General features: G+C 66.7%; 20 protein-coding genes and 1 pseudogene. 14 read left to right on the forward strand and 7 right to left on the reverse strand.

The annotated features are described in order from the left end of the window. Window positions 1-38: 38 nt before the first annotated feature. The 4 genes from NP80_RS03995 (at window position 39) to NP80_RS04010 (ending at window position 4,678) form a co-directional block, all read left to right on the forward strand. Window positions 39-587, forward strand: coding sequence for a hypothetical protein (locus NP80_RS03995; protein ID WP_006404474.1), 549 nt, complete (start codon window positions 39-41; stop codon window positions 585-587). Window positions 588-742: 155 nt separating this feature from the next. Continuing rightward, window positions 743-1,417 carry a hypothetical protein gene (locus NP80_RS04000; RefSeq protein WP_035488012.1) on the forward strand — a complete coding sequence of 225 codons (675 nt, stop codon included), beginning with the start codon at window positions 743-745 and terminating at the stop codon, window positions 1,415-1,417. 388 nt (window positions 1,418-1,805) lie between these two features. Further along, window positions 1,806-3,527 (forward strand): ubiquinone-dependent pyruvate dehydrogenase, encoded by a 1,722-nt coding sequence (gene poxB / locus NP80_RS04005; protein WP_035488009.1) that lies wholly within the window; start codon window positions 1,806-1,808, stop codon window positions 3,525-3,527. Window positions 3,528-4,117: 590 nt separating this feature from the next. Continuing rightward, window positions 4,118-4,678 (forward strand): hypothetical protein, encoded by a 561-nt coding sequence (locus tag NP80_RS04010; RefSeq protein WP_006404469.1) that lies wholly within the window; start codon window positions 4,118-4,120, stop codon window positions 4,676-4,678. 97 nt (window positions 4,679-4,775) lie between these two features. On the opposite strand, the gene NP80_RS04015 is transcribed toward NP80_RS04010, so the two are convergent. After that, a complete protein-coding gene (locus NP80_RS04015) occupies window positions 4,776-5,651 on the reverse strand; it encodes a LysR family transcriptional regulator (RefSeq protein ID WP_006397730.1) in 876 nt (291 codons plus the stop codon). A 141-nt stretch (window positions 5,652-5,792) separates the two neighbouring features. On the opposite strand from NP80_RS04015, the gene NP80_RS04020 reads away from it, so the two are divergent. Then, a complete protein-coding gene (locus NP80_RS04020; RefSeq protein ID WP_006404467.1) occupies window positions 5,793-7,112 on the forward strand; it encodes a DUF3422 family protein in 1,320 nt (439 codons plus the stop codon). Window positions 7,113-7,142: 30 nt separating this feature from the next. Continuing rightward, window positions 7,143-7,349, forward strand: coding sequence for a hypothetical protein (locus NP80_RS04025; protein ID WP_006404466.1), 207 nt, complete (start codon window positions 7,143-7,145; stop codon window positions 7,347-7,349). A 217-nt stretch (window positions 7,350-7,566) separates the two neighbouring features. Here NP80_RS04025 and NP80_RS04030 read toward each other — a convergent pair whose 3' ends face one another. The 3 genes from NP80_RS04030 to NP80_RS04040 all read right to left on the reverse strand — a co-directional run bounded on the left by NP80_RS04030 (window position 7,567) and on the right by NP80_RS04040 (window position 11,086). Then, window positions 7,567-9,048: an aldehyde dehydrogenase family protein gene (locus NP80_RS04030; protein WP_006404465.1), complete on the reverse strand. Its 1,482-nt coding sequence runs from the start codon at window positions 9,046-9,048 to the stop codon at window positions 7,567-7,569. A 35-nt stretch (window positions 9,049-9,083) separates the two neighbouring features. Further along, window positions 9,084-10,034, reverse strand: coding sequence for an agmatinase (speB, locus tag NP80_RS04035; RefSeq protein WP_006404464.1), 951 nt, complete (start codon window positions 10,032-10,034; stop codon window positions 9,084-9,086). Window positions 10,035-10,180: 146 nt separating this feature from the next. Then, window positions 10,181-11,086, reverse strand: coding sequence for a helix-turn-helix transcriptional regulator (locus NP80_RS04040; protein ID WP_006404463.1), 906 nt, complete (start codon window positions 11,084-11,086; stop codon window positions 10,181-10,183). A gap of 205 nt (window positions 11,087-11,291) precedes the next feature. Between NP80_RS04040 and NP80_RS04045 the strand changes: the two genes are divergently transcribed. From NP80_RS04045 to NP80_RS04055, 3 genes are all read left to right on the forward strand, one after another. Continuing rightward, the gene (locus NP80_RS04045) at window positions 11,292-11,636 is read left to right on the forward strand and encodes a cupin domain-containing protein (protein ID WP_006404462.1); all 345 of its coding nucleotides are present in this window, start codon (window positions 11,292-11,294) and stop codon (window positions 11,634-11,636) included. A gap of 166 nt (window positions 11,637-11,802) precedes the next feature. After that, window positions 11,803-13,263 (forward strand): NAD(P)/FAD-dependent oxidoreductase, encoded by a 1,461-nt coding sequence (locus NP80_RS04050; protein WP_006409682.1) that lies wholly within the window; start codon window positions 11,803-11,805, stop codon window positions 13,261-13,263. Between the two features lie 94 nt (window positions 13,264-13,357). Next, the gene (locus NP80_RS04055; protein ID WP_006397741.1) at window positions 13,358-14,278 is read left to right on the forward strand and encodes a LysR family transcriptional regulator; all 921 of its coding nucleotides are present in this window, start codon (window positions 13,358-13,360) and stop codon (window positions 14,276-14,278) included. Window positions 14,279-14,287: 9 nt separating this feature from the next. Here NP80_RS04055 and NP80_RS04060 read toward each other — a convergent pair whose 3' ends face one another. Beyond that, window positions 14,288-15,673: an MFS transporter gene (locus tag NP80_RS04060; RefSeq protein WP_006404460.1), complete on the reverse strand. Its 1,386-nt coding sequence runs from the start codon at window positions 15,671-15,673 to the stop codon at window positions 14,288-14,290. A gap of 250 nt (window positions 15,674-15,923) precedes the next feature. Here NP80_RS04060 and NP80_RS04065 point away from each other — a divergent pair, with 250 nt between their 5' ends. The 3 genes from NP80_RS04065 (at window position 15,924) to NP80_RS04075 (ending at window position 20,783) form a co-directional block, all read left to right on the forward strand. After that, window positions 15,924-17,735, forward strand: a complete 1,812-nt coding sequence (locus NP80_RS04065; protein ID WP_006409681.1) for an ExeM/NucH family extracellular endonuclease — start codon at window positions 15,924-15,926, stop codon at window positions 17,733-17,735. A 714-nt stretch (window positions 17,736-18,449) separates the two neighbouring features. Further along, on the forward strand, window positions 18,450-20,300 hold the full coding sequence (locus NP80_RS04070) for a S10 family serine carboxypeptidase-like protein (protein ID WP_035946413.1): 1,851 nt from the start codon (window positions 18,450-18,452) through the stop codon (window positions 20,298-20,300). Window positions 20,301-20,393: 93 nt separating this feature from the next. Then, window positions 20,394-20,783, forward strand: a complete 390-nt coding sequence (locus tag NP80_RS04075; RefSeq protein ID WP_006404456.1) for a hypothetical protein — start codon at window positions 20,394-20,396, stop codon at window positions 20,781-20,783. A gap of 145 nt (window positions 20,784-20,928) precedes the next feature. On the opposite strand, the gene NP80_RS04080 is transcribed toward NP80_RS04075, so the two are convergent. Next, window positions 20,929-22,407, reverse strand: coding sequence for an aminotransferase class V-fold PLP-dependent enzyme (locus tag NP80_RS04080; protein WP_035488005.1), 1,479 nt, complete (start codon window positions 22,405-22,407; stop codon window positions 20,929-20,931). 537 nt (window positions 22,408-22,944) lie between these two features. Between NP80_RS04080 and NP80_RS31875 the strand changes: the two are divergent. After that, window positions 22,945-23,116 (forward strand): annotated as a pseudogene (locus NP80_RS31875) (short-chain dehydrogenase); the annotation flags it as partial. 27 nt (window positions 23,117-23,143) lie between these two features. Here the strand turns inward: NP80_RS31875 and glmS are convergent. Next, window positions 23,144-24,973 (reverse strand): glutamine--fructose-6-phosphate transaminase (isomerizing), encoded by a 1,830-nt coding sequence (glmS, locus tag NP80_RS04095; RefSeq protein WP_035946418.1) that lies wholly within the window; start codon window positions 24,971-24,973, stop codon window positions 23,144-23,146. Window positions 24,974-25,130: 157 nt separating this feature from the next. Here glmS and NP80_RS04100 point away from each other — a divergent pair, with 157 nt between their 5' ends. Then, window positions 25,131-25,628, forward strand: coding sequence for an Lrp/AsnC family transcriptional regulator (locus NP80_RS04100; protein ID WP_035946422.1), 498 nt, complete (start codon window positions 25,131-25,133; stop codon window positions 25,626-25,628). Window positions 25,629-25,652: the final 24 nt, after the last annotated feature.

Consider the following 25,652-nt stretch of genomic DNA (forward strand, 5'->3'; position numbering starts at 1 on the left):
AGTGTGCCAGTTCGGGTCACCAGAGCATGGGAGGCAATATGACAAAACGCATCGCCGGATACGGGCTGATTGCCGCGTGTATGCTGCCGATTTTCGCGATGGCGCAGGAGGTCACGCTTAGCGGCAAGACGAGCAGCACGATCACGGCTACCGTCGTGCCGCGCGACAACTTCGACGTCACCGACGAAAAGGGCGGCTGGTTCGACAGCGGCCTCGAAATGAAGCAGTTGGGCGGCTGGGATGCGCCCTACGAAGTGGAAGCGCGGCTGCGCGTGCTGTCGACGAGCGGCATGTTTCAGGTGCGCCTGGACACGCCGCTCGAGATCCGCAATCAGGCAGACACGCAGAGGATGTTCCAGCGGCCGTCCGTCACGCTGGCACCGGACGGCGGCCAGCCGAAGTCGATTGTGACGGGGCAGGGCACGACGTTCAGCAATCCCGTGCCGCCGGTCGCCGGCGAGGATTCGGTCGGGTACTACACGCTGGCGGTTGCCGCGTATCCGCCAGCGGGCGACTTCAAGGCGACCGCCGGCACATACAGCGGCGTGCTGTCGCTCACATTCGAGCCCACCATCAAGACGCGCTGACGCGCTCGTAGCCGTCGTCGTGCGCGCGCCGCGGCTACGGCACACCCGCCGCCTGTTCGGCCTTCCTCTCCGGCACGCGCGACGCGTTGCCATCCGGGTGCCGCTTCGGGCTGCGATGACCGCCTGCAGCGCGAACCTCCGCCAAATCGTTCACGATGAATCTATCCGTGCTTGCCCGCTTCTTCGCAACGTTCACCGCGTACCTGATGCCGGCATCGGTGCTGGCGGCGATCGATCTGATACCGAAGGAAGTCGTCGTCGACGGCCAGGAAACTGCCGTCCAGATCGTCAACAACGGCGATCGCCCGGAATACGTGAGCATTTCGCTGTCGCGCCTGATGAATCCCGGTGTGCCGCTGGCCGAAGAAAAGGTCGAACCGGTTGGCGAGAGCGACCAGCCAGCGCTGTACGCGTTCCCGTTCAAGATCAGTTTGGCGCCCGGCCAGAGCAAGACGATCACGCTGAAGTCGCTGCGCGCGGTGGAAACCGAGACGGTGTATCGCCTCGACGTGAAACCCGTGTTGAAAGTCTCCTCCGGAGAAAAGGCGAGCGCGACCGGGACCGTGCTCGTCAGCCTGGCGTTCAGTGGGCTGGTGCGCCAGTTGCCGAACCGCACTCGCGCAGGACTCTCGATGACCTGCGATGCGACGGGCGCACGCCTGACCGCAACCGGCAACGTTCGACATACGGTCAAGGGCGCGCAAGTGGACGGGCGCGTGCTCGACGATTTCAACGTCTATCCGGGCGTGCCGTTGCCGCTGAAAGGGCGTGTCGTGTCGGTGCCGGGGCACGCGGCCTGTCCGGAGCAGGCTGGTGCCGGCACGTCGTGACATCGTCGCGTATTGCATATCGCGATTTCGGCGAAGGCCCGATCGATCTTCCACATGGAGAGCGCTCGCGCGGACGGGGAGGCGATTCGGGTATATCCGTCGCGTCATTGCCGATTGTCATGGTGCTCAAGGAAATTGTTTCGGCGCAGGCGTTGCCGGTTTAGCGTGGACATGCCCGCCGGTTTCGTCTGCTTGTCGCCGATCTGACGAACCGATGACGGCCGCCGCGAACTTCCCGCGCGGCGGAGCGATGCGCATGGATGCGCGTTCAGGACGCCGATTCCGGCGTTTGTCTATCATGCGCAGAGGCGCTGCGCCGGCACGCACGACGAGCCGGCGCGCGCGGAAACCGGCATGTCGCGCAACCCAACCTGCGAGCGAGGGCATCATGGCAAGACAGACGATGGCGGAATATCTGGCGAAGACGCTTGCGGCAGCGGGCGTCGAGCGTATCTGGGGCGTGACCGGCGACAGCCTGAACGGGCTGTCGTTCAGCCTGAGCCAGATCGGCTCGATCCGCTGGATGCATACGCGGCACGAGGAAAGCGCGGCGTTCGCGGCCGGCGCCGATGCCGCGTCGACCGGGCGGCTCGCCGTGTGTGCGGGCAGCTGCGGCCCCGGCAACCTGCACTTGATCAACGGGCTCTACGACTGCCATCGCAATCATCAGCCGGTGCTCGCGATTGCCGCGCACATTCCGTCGACCGAGATCGGCCTCGGCTATTTCCAGGAAACCCATCCGCAGGAACTGTTCCGCGAATGCAGTCACTTTGCGGAACTGGTGACCAACGCGTCGCAGTTCCCACGGCTGCTGGCGCGCGCTATGCGCACCGCGATCGAAGCGCGCGGCGTCGCCGCGATCGTGCTGCCGGGCGACATCGCGCTCGGCGACGGTCCTGACGAAGCGCCGCGCTGGCACGACGCGGCGCCGCCGTCCATCGTGCCGGCCGACGCCGATCTCGACCGGCTCGCGGCGCTGCTGAACGCGTCCGACGCCGTCACGCTGCTATGCGGCAGCGGCACGCAAGGCGCGCACGACGAAGTCGTCGCACTGGCGGACACGCTCGGCGCGCCGGTCGTGCATGCGCTGCGCGGCAAGCAGTTCGTCGAATGGGACAACCCGTTCGACGTCGGGATGACGGGGCTGATCGGTTTCAGTTCCGGCTATCACGCGATGGAGTCGTGCGACACGCTGCTGATGCTCGGCACGGATTTTCCGTACCGGCCGTTCTATCCGTCGAATGCAAAGATCGCGCAGATCGACTGGAAGGGTTCGCAGCTCGGCCATCGCGCGCCGCTTGCGCTCGGCCTGGTCGGTACCGTGAAGGAGACGATCGCGGCGCTGCTGCCGCGCCTGACGCGCAAGACGCAACGTCGCTTCCTCGAGAACGCGCTGAAGCACTATGCGGCCGCACGCAAGGGGCTCGACGATCTCGCGGTGGCCGAGCCGCCCGGCCGCGCGATTCATCCGCAGTACCTGACGAAGATCGTCGACGAAGTCGCGGCCGACGACGCGATCTTCACGGCCGATGTCGGCACGCCCACGCTATGGGCCGCGCGCTATCTGACGATGAACGGCAAGCGTCAGCTGCACGGCTCGTTCAATCACGGCTCGATGGCGAACGCGATGCCGCAGGCGCTCGGCGCGCAGGGCGCGCATCCGGGGCGGCAGGTCGTGTCGCTGTCCGGCGACGGCGGACTGTCCATGCTGCTCGGCGATCTGCTGAGCGCGCGCCAGCTCAATCTCCCGATCAAGATCGTCGTCTACAACAACAGCCTGCTCGGCTTCGTGTCGATGGAGCTGAAGGCGGCAGGGTATCTCGATACGAACGTCGATTTGAGCGCGACGGATTTTGCGGCGATTGCGAAGGGCGCGGGCATTTTCAGCGTACGCGTCGAACATTCGGAGAACGTCGAGCACGCGCTGCGCACGGCGTTCGCGCACGACGGGCCGGCCCTCGTCGACGTCGTCACGTCGAAGTACGAACTGGCGATGCCGCCGAAGATCGAACTCGCGCATGCGAAGGGGTTCAGCCTGTTCATGCTGCGCGCGATCCTGAGCGGACGCGGAGACGAGATCGTCGAGTTGGCGAAGACCAATTTGCGGTAACGCGCCCGCGGGCGGCAAAGATACGGGCGCCGCGCGGCCTTCGCCAGGCAACCCAGGCGCGCCGCATCGGGCCCCGCTGCGAGGCCGTGGCGGGGCCCGATCGCACGCCCGTTCGACGCTCGCATGCGCCGCATCGGTCGTCATGCTTGCCGTTTTTGCACGAGCAGGCCGCTTTTTTGCACGGCCTTTATGTCGGCTGTCGCAAGCTTGCTACATCTTCAACAGCCGACCTTCTGCATCGGTCGACCGCCGCCATATGTCCTTTTCCTGCCGACCGAATCGCCGTCGCGGTTTTTACCGTGTGGTGCAGTTGCACTACCCGTGCCCAGCCCCGCCGGAGCGTGCCCGGCGAGGCCGGCCGCCACGCGCGACGGCGTTCGCCCTGAGCCCGTACCCGACCCGAAAAACGCTTTTCGGCCGCCGGCGAGGCGCACGCACGGTCCTCCTGCGCGCCGCACCGGCGCCGGCCGGGGAGGAACGGCAATTGCTGTCTATCCATTCGCCGCCCGCGCGTCGCATGTCGCGTCAGCCGGCGGCTCACGTCGGTGCGCCGCGGCGTGCGCGGCGCTGGCCCAAATAACGGAGGGTTCATGTACCTCACGGAAGAAGTGCATATTGCGCGCCCGGTCAGCCGCCGCGCGCGTGTCGAGGCGCTGCCGTCGGGCAGGCAGCTTGCCCGGCAGATCATGATGACGGTTCGCGCGGCGGACGTGCTGCTACGCCAGGCGATCCGAGTGCCCGAGCGGCACCAGTGGTCGGTGGATACCGAACGCGTCGACGCAGCCGGCGGCCCGCTTGCCGCATGGGACTCGCACGTTACGTTCCGCGTCGCGAAGGCATTCGAGCCCGGCGTCGACGCGAACGCGCGTGCGGCGGACCCGCATCAGGTCGCCGTCGAGATCCGGCTGTTTCTTCCCGAGCAGGCGTATGTGGCCGAGCGACGCATCGGCGTGTTCGGCCGTCGCCACGGCAACCACTTCGGCGCGACGCTGTCGGTCACGGCCGGCTCGCAATGGGGCGGCCGCCGCGTCGAGTTCGTGCCGCCGCCCGGACGGCACGTGCGCGGCGACACGCTCGAAGCGCTCGTCGACGCGGTCGCGCCGATCGTCAACGCGGCGCTCGCGATGACCGGCTTCGGCGTGCCGAAGTGACGGCGCACCACACGCAACGGCGTCGCACGGCAGGCTGCCTTGCCGCCGTGCCGCGCGTCGCGGGGCCGCGCCGCATGCGAGACGGCGTGCGGCCTCGCTACGCGTCGCCGGCCTGCCCGGTCTGACGCTGCAGATCCTCCATCAACTGTTCGGCGAGAAAGTCGCACGGCGGACGTTTCGATTTGGTGCTGCGCGCGAGAATCAGTTCGAGCGGCGGCAGGTCCGGCAATCCGTGCGAGCGGCCGAGCATCGACAGCTGCGCGGGAATCGCGCAACGCGCGAGCGGCGCGACCGCGAGACCCGCTTCCACCATGCTGAGCAGACCGAGCAGGCTCGGGCTTTCATACGACGTCCGGTACGGCACCTTCGCGCGTTCGAGGCTGCGGATCGCGTTCTCTCGCGCGACGCTGCCGGGCATGAACACCGCGATCGGCAGCGGCCGTTCTTCCCACACGCGCGGGCCGTTCGTCATCGCCGCCCACGCCATCGGCTCGTGGCGCACGAAATCGCCCGATAGCCCCTTCACGCGCGTGCCGCACACGAGATCGACGGTGCCGTCCTTCAGCAGCGGCGCGAGCGCGCTGCTCGGCAGCCCGATCACCTGGATCTCGACCTTCGGATAGGTCGCCGAGAACTTCTTCAAGACCGACGGCAACAGCGACGACGCATAGTCGTCCGGCACGCCGATCACGACCTTGCCCGTCACCTCCGGCCGCACGACGGCCGCCCACGCCTCGTCGCGCAGCGCCAGCATTCGTCTGGCGAAACCGAGCAGCACCTCGCCCTCGCGCGTGAGCACGATGCTGCGCGGCTTGCGCACGAACAGCGGGCGGCCGATCGCGTCCTCGAGGCTCTTGATCTGCATGCTGACGGCGGACTGCGAACGGTTCACGGCCTCGGCCGCGCGCGTCATGTTGCCGGTCTCCGCGACGGCGACGACGGTGGCCAGCACGTCGTGATCGAGCATCTTCATCGGTATCAGGAAAATTGAAGGTAACGATCAACATTATGCGTTTTTATTGTTGCTATGTGTCTGCCATAGTGGAATCAAGCCGGCCGTATCGTCCCGATGCGGCACGGCATGCAGCACTGAACAGGAAAGCGTGGTGTATCGATGATCGACCATCCGTTGCGCGCCGCACTGGCCGCCGAATTGCATGCCCGGCCGTTTCTGCGGATCGCCGAGGCCGTGTCGCTCACCCATTACGCGGTGTACGCGGACGGGCAGCCCGATCTCCACGAAACGCTGCTGCACGCGCTGTGTCGCGACACCGGCATCGCCGCGCCGCATGAAGGCGCGACGCACCATGCGGCGCAATCGCGTTGCGGCTGGTATCTGAAGTGGGAGCGCCACACCGAGTTCTCGACCTTCACCTTCGTCGCGCCGCGCCGCGATACCGGCTATTTCGACGATCTTGCGATCGAAGGCATTCCGGCCGCGTGGTTCGCGCGGCTCGCGGGCATCCGCTTCGTCGCGGTGCGCATGGAGCTGCTGTCCGGCGACGCCGCGCGGCTCGTGTGCACCGATCTGCGGCGCTGGATCGACGGGCCCGTCCTCGTCGGCAGCAACGTCCTCGGCGGCGGCAAGGTGTTCTGCGACTGGCACGTGCGCGACGACGGCTTCATGCGCTTTCTCGTCGTCGACGACGATTTCCGCGAGGAGCAGGGCGGCCGGCTGCTGCAGCGGCTATACGAGATCGAGACGTACCGGATGATGGCGCTGCTCGCGCTGCCGGTCGCGCGCCGGATGAGCGGCGAACTCGACGAGATCCACGCGTCGCTGCACGCGCTGATGCAGCAGATGGATGCGGGCGGCGCAGGCGACGACGATGCGTCGCTGCTCGTGAAGCTCACGCATCTCGCGGTGCGCGTCGAAGCGCTGTCGGGCGCGGGCGGCCGGTTCAGCGCGTCGCGCGCCTACGAGAAGCTCGTGCTCGCGCGCATCCAGGAATTGCGCGAGGAGCGCATCGAAGGGATGCCGACGATCGCCGAATTCATGGAACGGCGCTTCGCGCCCGCGATGGAGACGTGCCGCAGCGTATGGGCACGTCACGAGCAGATCGCCGCGCGCATCGCGCGTGCGGTCGATCTACTGCGCACGCGCGTGAATCTCGCGCAGGAGAAGGACGTCACGCGGCTGCTCGCCGGCATGGAGCGCACCGCACGCAATCAACTGCATTTGCAGCATGCGGTCGAAGGGCTGTCGGTCGCCGCGATCTCGTACTACGTGCTGTCGCTCGCCACCGCCGCCTTCAAGGCGCTGCACGTGATGAAGCTGCCGGTCGATCCCGAGCTCGCCGAAGGCTTGCTGATTGCACCGGTGGTGTTCGCGGTGATCCACATTACGCGGCGCACGCGCGCGCAGCTCGCGCACGCGGAAGCCGCACACGACGGCGGCGCCGTGCGAGTCGCCGCACTGAAGCAGGCAAGCTAAAACAAACGACTACGTATCAAAGGAACGGAGATGACTTTTTCGCTGAACCCATCCGAATTGTTCGACGGCTTCGATGGCTTCGACGGTTTCGACGAGCCGATGCACGATCACGCCGGCGCGCCCGAAGAAGCGCACGTGACCTCGTATCAGGCCGTGCTGCAGGAGCCGATGGTGTCGCTCGTCGGTAGCGTCGATCGGCCCGAGGTCGCATCGGTCGCGATTCTCGGATACAACTGACGCGCGGCGTATAGCACGCATCGCGCGCACCGCGACGGCGACGCTGCGCGGGCGTCCGCAGGACGGACGTCCGCGTGGCGATGCTTTGCTTTTCGCCTGCGGTTCTCATGCGGCTTGCTTCGTCGTCCGCGCGGCGGCAAGCGTGCCCCGTCAATGACCGCATCGAATGAGGTCGCCGCGCGGCACGTCGTGCTTCGACCGCCGCGCGACGACACCGTCAATCGACCGCGCGCATCGCGTGCCGCAATTCCTGATAGCTGCGCAGCCCCGCGACGCCGAGTTCGCGTCCGATGCCGCTCAGCCCGAAGCCGCCCCAGCAAACGTGCGGATAGATGAGCTGCGGCGCGTTGATCCACACGAGCCCCGCGCGCACGCGTGCCTGAAACTGGCGCGCGGCTGCCGCGTCGCGCGTTACGACGGTCGCGACGAGCCCATAGCGCGTGTCGTTCGCGAGCGCGATCGCCTCTTCGTCGGTACGGAACGATTTCACGCACGCGACCGGGCCGAATACTTCATCGGTCCACAGCACGTTGTCCGCGGCCGGCTCGGCGATCACGACAGGCGCCATGAAATAGCCGTCGCCGCCCGTATCGGCCACGCGTCCGCTGAAGGCGACGCGTGCGCCGGTGTCGATGCCCTGTTGCAGCAGCGCTTCGACCCGGGCGCGCTGCGCGGCCGAAATCAGCGGCCCCATCGCGACATCGGCGACATCCGGCGGCGCGACGACGAGCGCGCGCATGGCCGTCTCGAACGCGGCCATGAAGCGGCGATACACGCTGTCGTGCACGAGGATGCGCGCGGTGGCCGAACACATCTGCCCGGCGTTCGTGAACGCACCGGCGACGGCCAGCGAAATCGCGAGCTCGAGATCGGCATCGTCGCGCACGATCAGCGCGGACTTGCCGCCGAGCTCGAGCGTCACGCGCTTCATGTCGGCGGCCGCGGCGCGCATCACATGACGGCCGGCGGCGGTGCTGCCCGTAAACGAAATCTTATCGATCAGCGGATGCGCCGTCAGCGCCGCGCCGACGTCGGCGCCGCCGTTCACGACGTTGACGACACCGGCCGGCACGCCGGCCGCGGCGACGATTTCGAGCAGCGCGTGCTCGGCCGGCGAGGTCAGCTCGGACGGCTTCAGCACGACCGTGCAACCGGCCGCGAGCGCGGGCGCGAGCTTCCACGCGGTCGTCACCATCGGGAAGTTCCACGGGACGATCAGTGCGGCGACGCCGACCGCGTCGTGAAAGCGCTCGGCCGCGAACGACGCGTTCGGCAGTGCAACGGCTTCGGCCGCGAACGTCGCCGGGTCCGCGCACAGCGACGCGTAGTACGCGAACGTGGCGGCGACGTCGCCGACATCGGCGTCCGCTTCGAACGGCGGCTTGCCGCTGACCTGCATTTGCAACGCCGCAAGCCGCGCGCGTTCGGCTTCGACGCGTTCGGCGATCGCCGCGAGCATCCGGCCGCGCTCGGCGGGCGACGTGTCGCGCCAGCCCGCCAACGCGTCGCGCGCGGCGCGTACCGCGTCGTCGACGTGCACTGCCGTCGCGAATTCCTGCCAGCCGATCGTCGCACCGGTCGACGCGTTGCAGATCGGCGCGCCGGCCGTGTCGGAATGCGTGCGAACCGCACGGCCGGCGATCTGCGCTGCGGGCAGCACGAGCGTCGCGGCGGAAGGGGAGCGTTCAACGGTGGACATGAGGTTCATCCTCTCGGGCGGTGTTCGGTTTCAGGTCAGCGGTACGCGACGCCGGGCATCACGCACAGCATCTCGAACGCGAGGTTTGCGCCGACGAGCGCCGTGGTGCCGGCCGGATCGTAGGGCGGCGACACTTCGACGAGATCCGCGCCGACGATGTTCAAGCCTTTCATCCCGCGCACGATTTCGAGTCCCTGCTGGACGGACAGCCCGCCGATCTCCGGCGTGCCGGTGCCGGGTGCGAACGACGGATCGAGGCCGTCGATGTCGAAGCTCAGATAAACGGGCGTGTCGCCGACGCGCTCGCGCACCTGCGCCATCAGCGGCGCAAGCGACTTGTTCCAGCATGCTTCGGCCTGCACGACGGTGAAACCCTGCTCGCGGCACCAGTCGAAATCGTCGGCGTGATAGCCGGTGCCGCGCAGGCCGATCTGCGTGACCTTGTCGCATTGCAGCAGCCCGTCTTCGACCGCGCGGCGAAACGGCGTGCCGTGCGCGATCTTCTCGCCGAACATCGTATCGTTGACGTCCGCGTGCGCATCGACATGCACGACGGCGACCTTGCCGTACTTCCGATGCAGCGCGCGCAGGATCGGCCAGGCGATCGTGTGATCGCCGCCGAGCGTGATCGGGCGGCAGCCGTTCGCGACGATCCGGTCGTACGCCGCCTCGATCCGGCGCACCGAATCCTTCAGGTCGTACGGGTTCGTCGCGACGTCGCCGATGTCGGCGACTTGCAGCGAATCGAACGGCGCGGCGCGCGTGGCCATGTTGTAGGGGCGCAGCAGCACCGATTCGGCGCGGATCTGGCGCGGGCCGAAGCGCGACCCCGAGCGGTTCGACGTGCCGAGGTCGAGCGGCACGCCGACGAAGCATGCGTCGAGGCCGTCGGTCGTGTCGGCCTGCGGCAGGCGCATCATCGTGGCGATGCCGCCAAAGCGCGGCATCTCGTTGCCGCCCATCGGTTGATTCAGTTCGCGGTGCATGGGGCGTCTCCTCTGGTCGATCGAAAGCGATCGGCCGATGGTAGAGGAGAACGCATGCGCGAAGATTTTGAAGTCGCAACGTTCACATCGACGACATTCGATGCAACGGGCGCCGCCGCATCGAGTGCGCGCAACGCGGCCGTGCGTCAGTCTGCGGCGGCGCTCGGCGCTGCGTCGTCACCCGGCACGACATCGTGCGCGTCGCCGCGCGCGGCGGCCGGCAGCGGCGCGGCCGCGCCCCACGCGACGAGCTCGCGCTTCGTGCGCACGCCAAGCTTTGCGAACGCGCGCTTCACGTACGACTCGGCCGACGCGACGCGCACGCCGAGAATCTCGGCCGTCTCGGGCACGGTCTTGCCCGACAGCAGATGCTTGCAGGTTTCGTATTCGCGCTTCGACAGCTTCACGCCGTCGGCCGCGATGCGCGCATCGAACTGCGCGAGCGGATGCACGTCGGGCGCCGGATGCGCGACGCGCCGCGCGGCGGTGGTCGACGCATGCAGCTCGAGCAGCGGAAACAGCACGTCGCTGATGCTGCGAAAGCGGTTCATCTCGGCGAGCGTGAACGGCGGCCGGTCGCGGCCGCGTTCGAGCGCGATCGAATGCTGCGCGTAGCGCGTGCCGCGCGCGAGTACGCATTCGTGGCCGATCCGCACGTCGTCGAATAGCCGCTGCCGGAATTCGCCGGGCGGAATCGCCGCGATGTCGCGCACGACGAGCATCGTGCCGGTCTTGCCGCGCAGCCCCGCGAACAGCGGATCGCTGTCGAGAAAGCGCTCGTAGTAGAGCGTCATCACGTCGGAGATTTCGGCACTCGCGGTACCGATCCCGCTGCTGCCGATCCATTCGCAGCGATAGCCGGTCGGCATCGCGCCGTCGACGCGCGAGCGTTCGACGTGCAGCACGTCGAGCGGCACCACTTCGTTCAGCAATTGCGTGAGACGCGGCACGAAATGCGGCGTGCCGACCGTTTCGATCAATTCGCCGAGTGCCTTGAACGACACGTTGAAGCGGTCGTCGTCGCGATGGAAGGGGTTCACGTTCAGCAGCATGCGGTCCCCCGATGAAAAGCCTGCGGAAAAAGCGCGCGGATTTTAGCGTCCGCCGCGCGAAACGTCAGTAAGGGGAAATACCGGCGCGCGCGATCGGCGTGCGCGCCGCAAAACGCGGTTTGTCCCCCCTGCAGGGGGGCATACCGGCGCAGTGTAAATCGGTAACTTCGTCTCTGCTTTTTCAAACGAGAGACGAAAGATTCAGATGACCAAACTGATCAAGGACATTCTGCCGCTCGGCGCAGGCGTAGGCGAATTCACGAAGCTCGACTTCGGGATGGACGAAAGCGACTGGCGTGCGGCCGAAGGCAAGGGCGGCAACTACATCGTCGGCTGGTGGGAAGGGAAGGTCGGCGCGGTCGACTTTCCCGAAACCGCCGCGGACGAGGCCGTATGGCTCGTCGAAGGCCGCATCGCGCTGACCGACGTCGAAGGCAACCGCAAGGAGTTCGCGCGGGGCGAAGGCTATCTGCTGCCGGCCGGCTTCGCGGGTCGCTGGGAGACCCTCGAGGACGCCAAGAAGTTCTACGTGCTGCTCGAGAAGTCGTGATGTCCGCATCGGTCGCCGCGTGGCCGTCGTCCGTGTGACGCGCGCGCGGCGGCCGATGCATTTTCGATCGTCCGCACTGCGAAGCGGGTCGTGCCCGGGGCGGCAGCGGCACGCGCGTACCGCGTGCGGGACGACACGGGCGCAATCGCGCGGGAGCGCTGGAATCATGGAAATGGAAGTCAACGAAGCAAAACGGACCGTGCCGGAACCGCCGCACGCGAGGCGCGACGCGCCGGCCGCACTGAGCGTCGAACAGGCGCTCGAGCACACGAAGCTCTCTCCGTACTGGCTCGACAACCCGGCCGCGCCGGCGGCGGAGCCTGCATTGTCGGGCGACGTGACGGCCGACCTGCTGATCGTCGGCGGCGGCTTTACGGGGCTGTGGTCGGCCGTGCAGGCGAAGGAGCAGATGCCGCATCTGAACGTCGTGCTCATCGAGGCGGGCAAGGTTGCGCACGGCGCGTCGGGGCGCGCGGGCGGAATCATCTCGACATCGGTGATGCACGGGCTGCCGAATGCGGTACGCGTGTTTCCGAACGACATCGCGCAGCTCGAGGCGTTCGGCCATCGCAATCTCGACGGCTTCGAGGAAACGCTGAAGCGCTACGACATCGACGCCGACGTCGAATGGAACGGCGAGATGACGGTCGCGGTCGATCCGGACCACATCGCGCATCTGCAGGGCGACTACGAGTTGCATCGCGCATACGGCCACGATGTCGTGCTGCTCGATCGCGACGAGACGCTCGAACAACTGAATTCGCCGCTGTTCGCGGGCGCGCTGTGGTCGCGCAACCGCAGCGGGATCGTGCATCCGGCGAAGCTCGCATGGGGGCTCAAGCGCGCGGCGCTGTCGCTCGGCGTGAAGCTGTACGAGCACACGCCGTTGACGGCCGTGACGGACGAAGGCAGCACCGTGTACGTGAAGACGCCGAACGGCAGCGTGCGCGCGCCGCGCGTCGTGTTCGGCAGCGGCACCGCGAAGGTCGGGATTGCCGACATCAATCGCCGCGTGATGCAGGTGCGCGATCACGTGCTCGCGACCGAGCCGCTCACCGACGAGCAGCTCGCGCGGATCGGCTGGAAGAACCGGCAGGGCGTCTACGACACGCGCACGCAGCTCAACTATTTCCGGCTGACGAAGCACAACAGCATCATCTTCGGCGGGCTCGTCAGCTATCACTTCGACGGCGATCCGAATCCGCAGCAGGACGGTCGGCGCGAAACCTACTACCGGCTCGCGCAGGCGTTCTACCGGACCTTCCCGCAGCTGAGCGACGTGCGCTTCTCGCATGCGTGGGGCGGCCCGATCGACTACTGCTCGCGCGGCTCGGTGTTCGCGAAGCGCTATCTCGGCGGCAAGGCGGTGTTCGTCGCCGGCTATACGGGCTTCGGCGTCGCGGCGAGCCGATTCGGCGCATTCATGGGGCTGAACATCCTGTTCGATCGCGACAGCCCCGAGCGCAAGCTCGACATCGCGAACCAGAGCCCGAGCTACATTCCGCCCGAGCCGATGCGCTGGATCGCCGCGAAGATCACGTTCCATGCGTTCGACGGCGCGGATGCCGAAGGCGGATGGAAGCGCGCGTGGATCAACGGCATCAAGGCGATGGGCTTCCCGATGTAACGACCAAGCGCGGCGGCGCGCGCCGATGCCGATGGCGGCGCGCGGCCGTTCTCATGGCAACGCATGCGTGCTCTCTATGTAAGCAGGCTCCAGCATGTTCTCGAATACCACCGATCTCGATCTCCGGCTCATCCGGGTTTTTCTGGCCGTCGTCGACGCGCGCGGCATCACGGCTGCCGAGGCGTCGCTCGGCGTGCGCCAGTCGACCATCAGTACGCAGCTGTCCGCGCTGGAAGCGCGCGTCGGCTTCAAGCTGTGCGACCGCGGGCGCGGCGGCTTTCGGCTCACGTCGAAAGGCGAGCGCTTCGCGGCGACGGCGCGCACGCTCGTCGCCGCGACGTCCGAGTTCGTCGCGCGCGTGCGCGACATCGATCGCAAGCTCGTCGGCACGCTGTCGATCGGATTGATCGGCCAGGCGCCGCTCGTCGAGAACGCGCGTCTTGCCGAAGCGATCGGCGCGTTCCGCAAGCGCGACCAGGCGGTCACGTTTTCGATGAAGGTCGCGTCGCCGCAGGAGCTCGAGGAAAGCCTCGTGAATAACCAGCTCGATCTCGCCATCGGCTATTTCTGGCATCGCGTGCCGGGGCTCGTCTATACGCCGCTGTTTACCGAGCAGCAGGTGATCTACTGCGGGCGCGGGCATCCGCTGTTTCATGCGTCGCGCGCGGTGACGGCCGACGATCTGCAGGCGCACGACTGGGTGTGGCGCACCTATCCGGTGCCGGAGGAACAGTATCCGCTGCCCGAGCGCCGCGTGACGGCGAGCGCGGACAGCATCGAGGCCGCGACGATCCTGATCCTGTCGGGCGGCCATCTCGGCTATCTGCCCGCGCACTACGCGGAGCCGTTCGAGCAGCGCGGGCTCGTGAAGGCCGTCGGACGCGCGACGTTCAGCTTCGACGTGCCGATGCATCTCGCGATGAAGCGCAGCACGTCGGAGAAGCCGATCGTCGACGCGTTCTGCGACGATCTGCTGCGCGCGTTCGACATCAAGGCCGTCGCGCTCGCCGCGTGACGGCCGCGCTCATGCGTCGATGCGTTCGACCTTGCCGACCAGCAGGCCGTACGACAGGCTGCCGGCGAGCGCCATCGCCGCGATGTAGGTGATCGCGCGCGAGAAGTCCGCGCCGTCGACGAGCAGCCCGATCACGATCGGCGTCGCGATCGCCGACAAGTTGCCGATCAGGTTGAACACGCCGCCCGTCAGGCCGAGCAGCCGCGCGGGTGCGAGCCCCGACACGAGCGACCACGTGATCGACGCGAAGCCGTTGCCGAAGAACGCGAGCGTCATGAACGCGATCACCCAGCCCGTCGACGTGACGTAGTTCGCGCCGATGATGCACGTCGAGATCAGCAGCCCGGAGATGATCGGCAGCTTGCGCGCGAAGCCCTGCGACGCGCCGCGGCGCATCAGCCAGTCCGACAGCAGGCCCGAGCACAGCACGCCGACGAATGCGGCGAGAAACGGCAGCGACGCGAGAAAGCCCGACTTGATGAAGTCCATCCCGCGATATTTGACGAGGTAGGTCGGGAACCAGGTGAGGAAGAACCACAGCGTCGAGTTCAGCGCGAACTGGCCGAGATAGATGCCCCACAGCTTGCGCCGGCCGAGCACGATCCCGAGATCGCGCCACGTCGAGGGTGCGCGCTCGCGGCGGGCGGCGACGCGATCCTCGAGATCGACGAGGCCGCCACCGTCGCGGATCAGCGCGATCTCGGCTGCGTTGACGCCGCGAAACGCGCGCGGCTCGCGATACACCGCGTACCAGATCGCCGCCCAGACGATGCCGGCAAGGCCCGTCGCGACGAACACCATGTGCCAGCCGAGATGCACCTGCAGCCACGCGAGCACCGGCGTCAGAAACGCGAGGCCGACGAACTGGCCCGACGTATAGCCGCCGATCGCGCTCGCGCGTTCGCGCGTCGGAAACCACGTCGTGACGACGCGATTGTTGATCGGATACGCGGGCGCTTCGAGCGCGCCGACCGCGAGCCGCAGCACGATCACGCCGACGAACGAACCGGCGAAGCCGAGCAGCAGCGTCGCGGCCGACCAGAGCGCGAGCGCGCCCGTATACAGCACACGCGGCGACACCTTGTCGACGAGCCAGCCGCCGGGAATCTGCATCAGCGCATAGGTCCAGCCGAATGCGGAAAACACGAGCCCCGCGTGCACGGGATCGATGTTCAATTCGCGAAACAGCTCGGGTGCGGCGATCGACAGATTGCTGCGGTCGAGATAATTGATCACGACCGTGACGAACAGCAGCACGAGGATCAGCAGCCGCTTGCGCGACGGCGTCGCGTCCGTGCCGCGCGATGCGGATTCGATGGGCAGGGCGGGGCTGGCGTGCGCGTGCGGCTGCCGCTCCGGTTGACTGGCGTGCGTGCGCGACGCGGATTGGGTCACGGTTGTCTCCTGTGTGCCGTGCGGCCGGCGCACGGGTTCGGGCGCGGCCGCATTCGATGACATTCGGCCGAACGTTAGAGCGGCGGCGCGACGTGCGTCAACATTTGGACAGGCATCCCGATTGATGGGACGTTGCGTGCTCAACATGTGGGAATGCGCTGCCGAATTACATCGGCCTGTCGGCCGGTTACCGAAAACTGTCATCGATCGACGCTAAGCTTTCGCGATCCTTTACAACCGGGATCCCGTGATGCGCTCGACTCTTCGCCTGTTTGCCCCGCTGCTGCTGTTGCCCGCGCTCATCGCGCCCGCGCTCGCCGTCACCGCCGCGCCCGTCAGTGCGAACTGCGGCGGTAGCGCGACGCCGATCGCCGACATCCAGGGGCCCGGCGCGCCATCGCCGCTCGCCGGCCAGAACGTATCGATCGAGGCCGTCGTCACTGCCGATTTCGGCGGCACGGACGGCTTCGGCGGCTTCTTCGTGCAGCAGGCCGACCCGCAGCGACGCAACCAGCCGGGCGTGTCCGAAGGGCTGTTCGTCTATGCGCGGAAAGCGCGCGCGAAGGCCGGCGATCTCGTTCACGTGACGGGCAAGGTCGAGGAGAAGTACGGGCAGACGCAGCTCACGCTGTCGGGCGCGATCGCCGTCTGCGCGAACGGCCAGACGGTCACGCCGGCGACGCTGACGCTGCCGGTCGACAGCCCGAACGCGTTCGCCGCGTATGAAGGGATGCTCGTGCGCCTGCCGCAGACGCTGACAGTCACCGACAACTACGAGCTCGGCCGCTACGGCAGCGTGCTGCTCAGCAACGGCCGTCTGCGCACGCCGACGAGCGTCGTGCCGCCGTCGCAGGCGCAGTCGCAGATCGACGCGAACGCGCGCAACCGCCTGATCCTCGACGACGGATCGAACAAGCAGAACCCGGCGAGCGTGCCGTATCCGGTGCCGCAACTGTCGGCGGCGAACACGCTGCGTACGGGCTACACGGTGCGCGACGTGCAGGGCGTGCTCGAAGTGCGCTACGGCGCCTGGCGCGTGCAGCCGGTGCCGGGTGCCGCCGCGCCGACGTTCGATGCGCGCGCGAACCCGCGCACGAACGCACCGGCGCGCGATCCGCACGCGAACCTGCGCGTCGCATCGTTCAACGTGCTGAACTATTTCAACGGCAACGGTCTCGGCGGCGGCTTCGACGATCCGAACAATCGCGGCGCGAAGACCTATCAGGAATTCCAGCGCCAGGAAGCGAAGATCGTCAGCGCGCTGAAGGCGCTCGATGCGGACGTGATCGGCCTGATGGAAATACAGAACAACGGCTACGGCGAACTGAGCGCGGTCCGCCAGCTCGCGGCGAAGCTTGGCGGTGCGTGGCGCGTCGTCGATCCGGGCACGTCGCGGCTCGGCGGCGACGCGATCGCGGTCGCGATGATCTACGACAGTCGCAAGGTCGAGCCGGTCGGCCGCGCGGCGACGCTTGCGATCGACGACAAGAACCGCCAGCCGCTCGCGCAATCGTTCCGGCGCATCGGCGGCAAGCAGGCGCTGACGATCGTCGTCAATCATCTGAAATCGAAGAACTGCCCGGATGCGACCAACGACGATCTCGACCAGGGCGACGGCCAGGGTTGCTGGAACCCGACGCGCACGCGCGCGGCCGCGAAGCTCGCCGACTGGCTGGCCGGTACGCCGACCGGCGTCGCCGGGCAGGGCGTGCTGCTGATCGGCGACTTCAACAGCTACACGTACGAAGATCCGATCCGCCTGCTCGAATCGCGCGGCTATCGCAACCTCGTGTCGCGCTGGATCGGTGCGAACGCGTACAGCTACGTGTACAACGGCGAAGCCGGCTATCTCGACCATGCGCTCGCATCGCTGCCGCTCGCGTCGCACGTGAAGGCCGTGCACGAATGGCACATCAACGCGGACGAGCCCGTCGCGCTGCAGTACACGCTCGCGTACAAGTCGGCCGAGCAGCAGCAGACGTACTACGCGCCGGATGCGTATCGCTCGTCGGACCACGATCCGGTGCTGATCGACATCGCGCTGCCGGGCGGCGGCCGATAGCCGCGCGGCGACGCGTTCGCGGCAGACGACGGGCGGCGCGGCCGCCCGTTGTCGTTTTCGCGGCGGTATGCGCGCGCGGCCGATCGTGTAAATGATGCCGGCCATTGCGAAACGAATTAAAAGAATCGGTATTTTCTTTCCGGCACGGACGAAAGCGCACGGTGAGATTCATTCGCGCGAATCAATCGTGCGTATCAAACAATCGGATATGCGGGAAACGCGTCAATTAGCCGCTTATCGAAATTAAAATGAAAGAAATCATATAGCGATCTGAATGCTTTCACTCGCGCTGAAACGGCTTTCCGTGCTGTCGCAGCCAGGTTGGATCGTTAAAGAGAAAGAATCGCGTTGAAGCGACGAAAAAACCGCGTTATTCCCGAACAATCGCTACGCGCGCCCGCATTCGGCAACTGATCCGGATGCGCATTATCGCGATCTCCTTAATATCAGAATGATCTTTGACAACGCAGCGCAGCACCGCCTATTTTTGTGTTGTCGTAAATTTCGGTAATAAAAGGAAGTCATCACGGCAGGGGGCGTTCCAGTATCGATCACGCCAGCAGTCGCTGTGTCTGTATCACGTTCAGTCTCTTGAAGCAGTCGATCCCAACCGCCGTATGCCGACGTGCACGCGCGTGGCGGGTATGCGCGCGCGTGTCGCCGGCGCAGGCGGCCCTTTGTGAAGCGGTATTTCACCCAACACCAAGGACAGAGATGAAACCAGACAGGAGCTGTACCGGCAACCGCATCGGCCGTCGCGGCCGGTTGGCCGGGCTAGGTGTGCTGACCATCGTGACACTCGTGCTCGCGGGCTGCGGCGGCGACGATTCGTCGTCCGTCGGCGTGTCGAGCCTCGCGCAGGCGACGACGAGCCGACAGGCGAGCGCGCAGCAGGCTGCCGACGGCGCGACGCCGTCCGCGAACCAGCCTTATGTCGATCCGGTTGCGTATTCGATGAACGCGACGGACGGGCTCGACCCGACGCAGGTAGCCGAGAAGGCGGCCGTCATGCATTACACGTGGAAGTCCGGCGGCACGACCGTCAACTACACGACGACCACCGGCCACCTCACGGCGGCCGACGCGCAGGGCAATCCGGAAGCGTCGATGTCGTACGTCGCCTATACCGCGCCGAGCACGAACGGCAAGCCGCGGCCCGTCACGTTCGTGTACAACGGCGGCCCCGGTTCGTCGTCGATCTGGCTGCGCCTCGGCTCGTTCGCGCCGACGCGCGTCGCGACGCCCGATCCGCTGTTCGGCACGAACTGGCCGAACTATCCGCTCGTCGACAACCAGGAGAGCCTGATCGACACGACCGATCTCGTGTTCATCGATCCGCCGGGCACGGGCCTGTCGGAAGCGGTGCTGCCGAACACGAACCAGAAGTTCTGGAGTTCGGACGCCGACGTCAACATCATGCGCGACTTCATCCAGCGCTATCTGGCCGTCAACAATCGCAGCAGCTCGCCGATCTATCTGTACGGCGAATCGTACGGCACGCCGCGCACCGATATGCTCGCGCTGGCACTCGAATCCGCCGGCGTGCATCTGACGGGCATCGTGCTGCAGTCGTCGATCCTGAACTACTTCGCCGATGCGATCGAAGCGGTTGCGATCACGCAGTCGACCGAAGGGCTGCTGCTCGACACCGACACCGTGGCCGGCTATCTGCCCGGCTATGCGGCGGTGGCGGCGTACTTCAATCAGGTGTCGCCGGCGCCGGTGAACCAGGGGCTGTATGCGCTGCAGACCGAACTGTTCACGACGCTCATCTACCAGCAGTTGCAGAAGTATTCGCAGTCGTGGGTGCTGAGCCAGCTCGGGATCCCCGATGCGCTCGGCACGCCGGTGTTCCCGAGCGATGCGACGCTGCGGCTGTGGTCGTTGCCGTCCGGTCTCACGCAGCAGGCGCTGCGCGGCTACTTCAACGCGAACCCGTTCGGCACGAGCCTGCTGCCGGGCACGACGATCGGCCGGTATGACGGACGCGTCTCGCTGCCGAATTCGGATCCGCGCTTGCAGACCGACGGCGATCCGTCCGACATCCTGATTTCGGAGCCGTTCACGAATGCACTCGCGACGCAGTTGCCCGACTATCTCGGCTACAGCGCGCCGAACGCGACTTACGTACCGCTGAACGACAGCATCATCGAGGTGTGGGACTTCTCGCACGACGGCCAGCCGATGCCCGATACGATCCCCGATCTGCTCGGCGCGCTGCAGCTCAATCCGCAGCTGCAGGTGCTCGCGGAGAACGGCTATCACGATCTCGCGACGCCGTTCTTCAGCACCGAGAAGGAGCTCGCGCGGCTGCAGACGGTGAAGGGCCTGAACCCGAAGCTGCAGGTGAACTTCTTCCAGGGCGGGCATATGATTTATCTGGACGACGTAGCACGTCCGCAGATGAAGCGGGACCTGAAGCGCTTTTATCAGGGCAGCCGGATTCCGACCGCGCTGACGTTGCGCATGCTGCCGCCGCCGTGGCCTGACCAGAGCCCGGCCGGCACGCCGACCGGCAGCACGCCGGCCTCGGGCGCGGCGACGGCGGTCGCGGCGGCTTTGTGAGCGACGGACGCCTGCGTTGCAGGCGATCCGCGGGAATCCCAGTTCATCCATTGAATGCGAGCGATCATGTCCCTAATCCAATTGATGCGGCGTATGTCTCCGTTGATCGTCGTCGCCGCCACGATCGGCAGCGCGCACGCGCTGCCGCCGCAGCCCGTCGCGCCCGTGAAGCTGCCGCACGGCACGCGCGGCGTCGACGGCCCGTTCTTTCCTTCGCACCGCGTGGCGCCGGTCTTGCCGTCGACCGGCACGACGCTGCAGCAGCAGGCGCAGCGGCGCGTCGATGCACGGCTCGGCGGCAATACCGTGCTGAGCAACGGCGCGGCCGTGACGAAGGCGCAGGCGCAGAGCAGCGGTCTCGGCTATATCGCCAAGCACTTCGACGAGATCGATGCGAAGCACACCGGACGCGTGACGATGAGCGACGTGCGGCAGTATCTGCAACAGCGGCAACTGCAGCAGCAACAGGAGCAGCAGGAGTGAGGTAGCGGTGACGGCGACCGGATGCGTCCGGTCGCCGTTCGATCAGCGCGCCGCGGAGCGACGGCGGCGGTTCGCGGTACGTGGTGCGTTGGAGCGCCGCGGCGCGGCGCATGCGGGACGCGCACGACGCGCTGAATGTGAGCGATTACGCGGCGCGGCGCATCGTCAGCCGATGCCACAGCATTCCGGCGCGGCTGCCGCTTCGGCAATACGCGAGCACGGGTTTCGGCAGCGCGTCGACGAGTGCCGCGAACGCTTCGACGTCCGCGTCGCCGATTTCGTCGCGGCGTACCGGCAGATAGCGTGCATCGAGGCCCAGCGCGCGTGCCGCTGCCGCGATTTCGGCGAACGCGGGTTGATCGGCTTCTTCGCCGTCCGGCCGGTTGCAGATGACGGCGCGATAGCCGGCGTCGCGAATCGCGGGCAGGTCGGCCGGCGTGATCTGGCGCGCCGCGGCGAAGCCGCTCGATGCGGCGGCGCGGCACTGTTCGATCGCGCGCCGGAAGCACGCGATCGCGGCGTCGATGTCCTGCTCGGTCGTGAAGCGGCCCAGGCTGACGCGCACGGTGCGGCTCGCGGCGCTCGCATCGAGGCCGATCGCGGTCAGCACATGCGAAGGTGCGCCGCTCGTCGAATTGCATGCGGACGTCGACGACACCGCCAGCGTGTCGCCCAGCATGAACGGCAAGAAGCCCGGGGCGTCGACCGTCAGGCTCAGCGTGTGCGGAATCCGCGCGGCGGCGGCCGCGTTGTGCGTGACGTCGCCGAGTGCGAGCACGGCATCCTTCAGGCGCGCGGCGAGCGCCGCGATGCGCGGGGCTTCGCTGTCGAGCTTTGCTGCCGCGAGTTCGCAGGCGACGCCCATGCCGACGATCTGATGCGTCGCGAGCGTGCCCGAGCGCAACCCGCGCTCATGGCCGCCGCCATGTATCTGCGGCGCGATCCGCTCGGCGATTTCGCGGCGCACGTACAGCGCGCCGATGCCTTTGGGACCGTAAACCTTGTGTGCGGACATCGACATCATGTCGATGCCGAGCGCGTGCACGTCGATCGGCGTCTTGCCGAGCGCTTGCGCGGCATCGACGTGCAGCAGCGCGCCAGCCGCGTGGACGATGCGCGCGATCGCGCCGACGTCGGTCAGCGTGCCGAGCTCGTTGTTCACGAGCATCAGCGAGACGAGGCCGGTATCGGGGCCGATCGCCGCGGCTACGGCGTCGGCCGTGATTTCGCCGTCCGGCGTGGGCGACAGATAGGTGACCGTCATCCCGCGTTTCGACAGGTTCGCCATCGTGTCGAGGATCGCCTTGTGTTCGATGCGGCTCGTGATCAGGTGGCGGCGGTCGCTTGCGGTGTCCGCGTAACCCTTCAGCGCGAGGTTGTTCGATTCGGTGGCGCCCGACGTCCAGACGATTTCGTCTGCGTCTGCGCCGATCAGCGCGGCGACCTGTTCGCGTGCGTGCTCGACTTTCTGTCTTGCGAGGCGGCCTGCGATGTGCGAACTGGAGGCCGGATTGCCAAAGATGCCGTCGAAGCCGAGGCAGGCGGTCATCGCTTCAATGACGCGGGAATCCGCGGGCGTGGTGGCGGCGTAGTCGAGGTAATGGAACGGGGTGCTGTCGCTCATGGTTTTCTGTTGCGCGTCGGAACGGCGAAATGATACGGCGCGCGCAGTGGAAAATGGCTCCAAAATGAGCTGTGCAATGGCGTAGGTGTGGAAATTGAATCTTTGAAGATGGGAATTTGGGGAATTTGTTTCTCTTGGCGGTCCTGCCATGCCTGTCTGCCGCGCGTTACGGCCGCGCGACCACGGCGCCGCAGGTATTGCCGGTCTCGGGAACGCGCTTCGACTAGCGCTGCTGACGCTGCGTCGGTCGCTGCTCGGCCCAAGTCAGCAGCGCGTCGAGGGCAGGGCAGAGTGACTGGCCCCTCGAGCACTGAGGCAGTGCGGCTATTGCTGCGTGGAATGCCGAAGTCATTGCCAAGTACGAATGCACGACCGAGCCGGTCTCGTGGCAGACCATCGGCGCGCAGAGGACGGTGATCGCAAACGTCAGCGGCAACTTCCCGGGTAGTCCTATCCGCCTTCGCTTTCGCTTTACCGTCGCGGGCGATCTCGTCATCCGACTGCGAATTTCGCCATGAGCTTCGATCTTGAACTCACGCGCCGGCCGGTGGCTTCGCCGCGCCGAGTGACGACGAGTGGCAGAAGGAGCTCGGCCTGAATCTGATGCCGGCCGTCAGGCTTGATCGCGCGCTTCTGCTCGTCGATGCTCGCACAAGGGTCGGGCGTCAGCGTGCATGTCACATCGATTCGGCATGTGCTGCCGCTTCCCGGGCCTTTGCAATGCCCACCGCCCCCCTCACTCCACCGTCACCGACTTCGCCAAATTCCTCGGCTTGTCGATATCCGTCCCTCTCGCCAGCGCCGCGTGATACGCGAGCAGTTGCATCGGAATCGTATGCAGGATCGGGGACAGCGGCCCATAGTACTCATTGAGCCGAATCACCTCGATCCCCTCGCTCGGCGACAACCCGCAATCCACATCCGCGAACACGAACAGCTTTCCGTTGCGCGCGCTGACCTCGTGCATGTTCGACCGCAGCTTCTCGAGCAGCGTGTCGTTCGGCGCGACCGCAATCACCGGCATCTCGTTGCTGACGAGCGCGAGCGGCCCGTGCTTGAGTTCGCCGGCCGGATACGCCTCCGCGTGGATATACGAAATCTCCTTCATCTTCAGCGCGCCCTCGAGCGCGATCGGGTAATGCATCCCGCGTCCGAGGAACAGCATGTCGTCGCGCCGCGCGAGCAGTTCCGACCAGCCCATGATCTGCGGCTCCAGCGCGAGCACCTTCGACATCGCGTCGGGCAGGTGGCGCAGCGCGCGCAGATGCGCGTGCTCGTCGTCGTCGCTCAGCCGGCCGCGGACCTGCGCGAGCGACAGCGTCAGCAGGAACAGCGCGACGAGCTGCGTCGTGAACGCCTTCGTCGATGCGACGCCGATCTCGATCCCCGCCCGCGTGACGAATTGCAGCGCGCATTCGCGCATCAGCGCACTCGTCGCGACGTTGCAGATCGCAAGCGTGTGCATCATCCCGCGTTGCTTCGCGACGTGTACCGCGCCGAGCACGTCGGCCGTCTCGCCGCTCTGCGATACCGCCACGACCAGCGTGCGCGGATTCGGCACGCTGTCGCGATAGCGGAATTCGCTCGCAATCTCGACGTTCGTCGGTAGCTTCGCGATGCTCTCGATCCAGTACTTCGCGGTGAGCGCCGCGTGGTAGCTGCCGCCGCAGGCGAGCAGCAGCACCGAATCGACGTCGTTGAACACGCGCCATGCGCCGTCGCCGAACAGCTCGGGCATGATCGACGCGACATCGAGCAACGTGTCCGCGACGGCCTGTGGCTGCTCGAAAATCTCCTTCTGCATGTAGTAGCGATACGAGCCGAGATCGGCCGCGCCGCTGTGCGCAGCCACCCGTTGCACCGGGCGTTCGACGCGCTGCCCGGTTGCGTCGACGATCCAGTAGCGATGCAGTTGGATATCGGCGACGTCGCCGTTCTCCAGATACGCGATGCGATCGGTGATGCCCGACAGCGCGATCGCGTCGGACGCGAGGAAGTTCTCGCCGTCGCCGACGCCGACGACGAGCGGCATCCCGTCGCGCGCGCCGACGATCCGGTGCGGCTCGTCGCGGCACATCACCGCGATCGCGTAGCTGCCGCGCAGACGTGCGGCGGCGCGCTGCACGGCATCGAACAGATCGCCGTCGTACAGATGATCGATCAGATGCGCGATCGCCTCGCTGTCGGTCTGGCTCGCGAACACATAGCCGTGCGTTTCGAGTTCCGCACGCAGCTGATCGCAGTTCTCGATGATTCCGTTGTGCGACAGCGCGATGCGTGCGCCGGTGTCGTTCGGCGAGAAATGCGGATGCGCATTTTGCGTGACGGGCGCACCGTGCGTCGCCCAGCGCGTATGCGCGATGCCGGTGTAGCCGGACAGTGCCTGCGTGGCGATGTCGCGCTGCAGGTTGGCGACGCGATCGACGCTACGCGCCCGCGCCAGCGCGCGGTCGCGGTAGACGACGACACCGCACGAGTCGTAGCCGCGGTATTCGAGCCGCTTCAGGCCGTCGACAAGGTTCGGCAGGATGTCCCGTTGGGCCACCGCCCCGACAATTCCACACATATCGCGCTCCCTAAAAGTCGTGTCTGAATCCGTGACAGCGATGGTAGGGGCGACATTGTGGAATTAAATTTCAAAATACCTTTCGAAGTGAAATAGGATGGCGATACGCTATGATTCTGAAATTAAATTTCACGTCGAAGCCAGCAAGGAGCCGCCGATGCCCGGCATCACCCTCGACGATCTCGACCTGCGCATTCTCGCGATCCTGCAGGACGACGCGTCGGTGTCGAACCTGCAACTCGCCGAACGCGCGCTGTCGTCGCCGCCTACCTGCATGCGCCGCGTGCGCCGCCTGACGGAAGCGGGTGTGATCCGCCGGCAGGTCGCGATGCTCGATCCGGTCGCGATCGGCACGGCCGTCACGGCAATCATCGAGATCAGCCTCGACCGGCAGACGGCCGAAGACTACGACGCTTTCGAAGCGTACGTCTGCGCGGAGCCGGCGGTCACGCAGTGCTACCGCGTGTCGCCGGGGCCCGATTTCGTCGTGGTCGCCGATCTGGCCGACGTCGCCGAATACGATGAATTCGCTCGCCGGCTGTTCACGGGCGCGTCGAACGTCCGCAATGTGCGGACGTTCTTCTCGACGCATCGCGCGAAATTCGAGACCAATGCGCGCGTCGGACATGCGATGCGCAAGCGCGGCGGGGAGTAGGGGAACACACGCGGCGAGCGACGA

It is taken from the genome of Burkholderia multivorans ATCC BAA-247, assembly GCF_000959525.1.
GTDB classification, from domain to species: Bacteria; Pseudomonadota; Gammaproteobacteria; order Burkholderiales; family Burkholderiaceae; genus Burkholderia; species Burkholderia multivorans.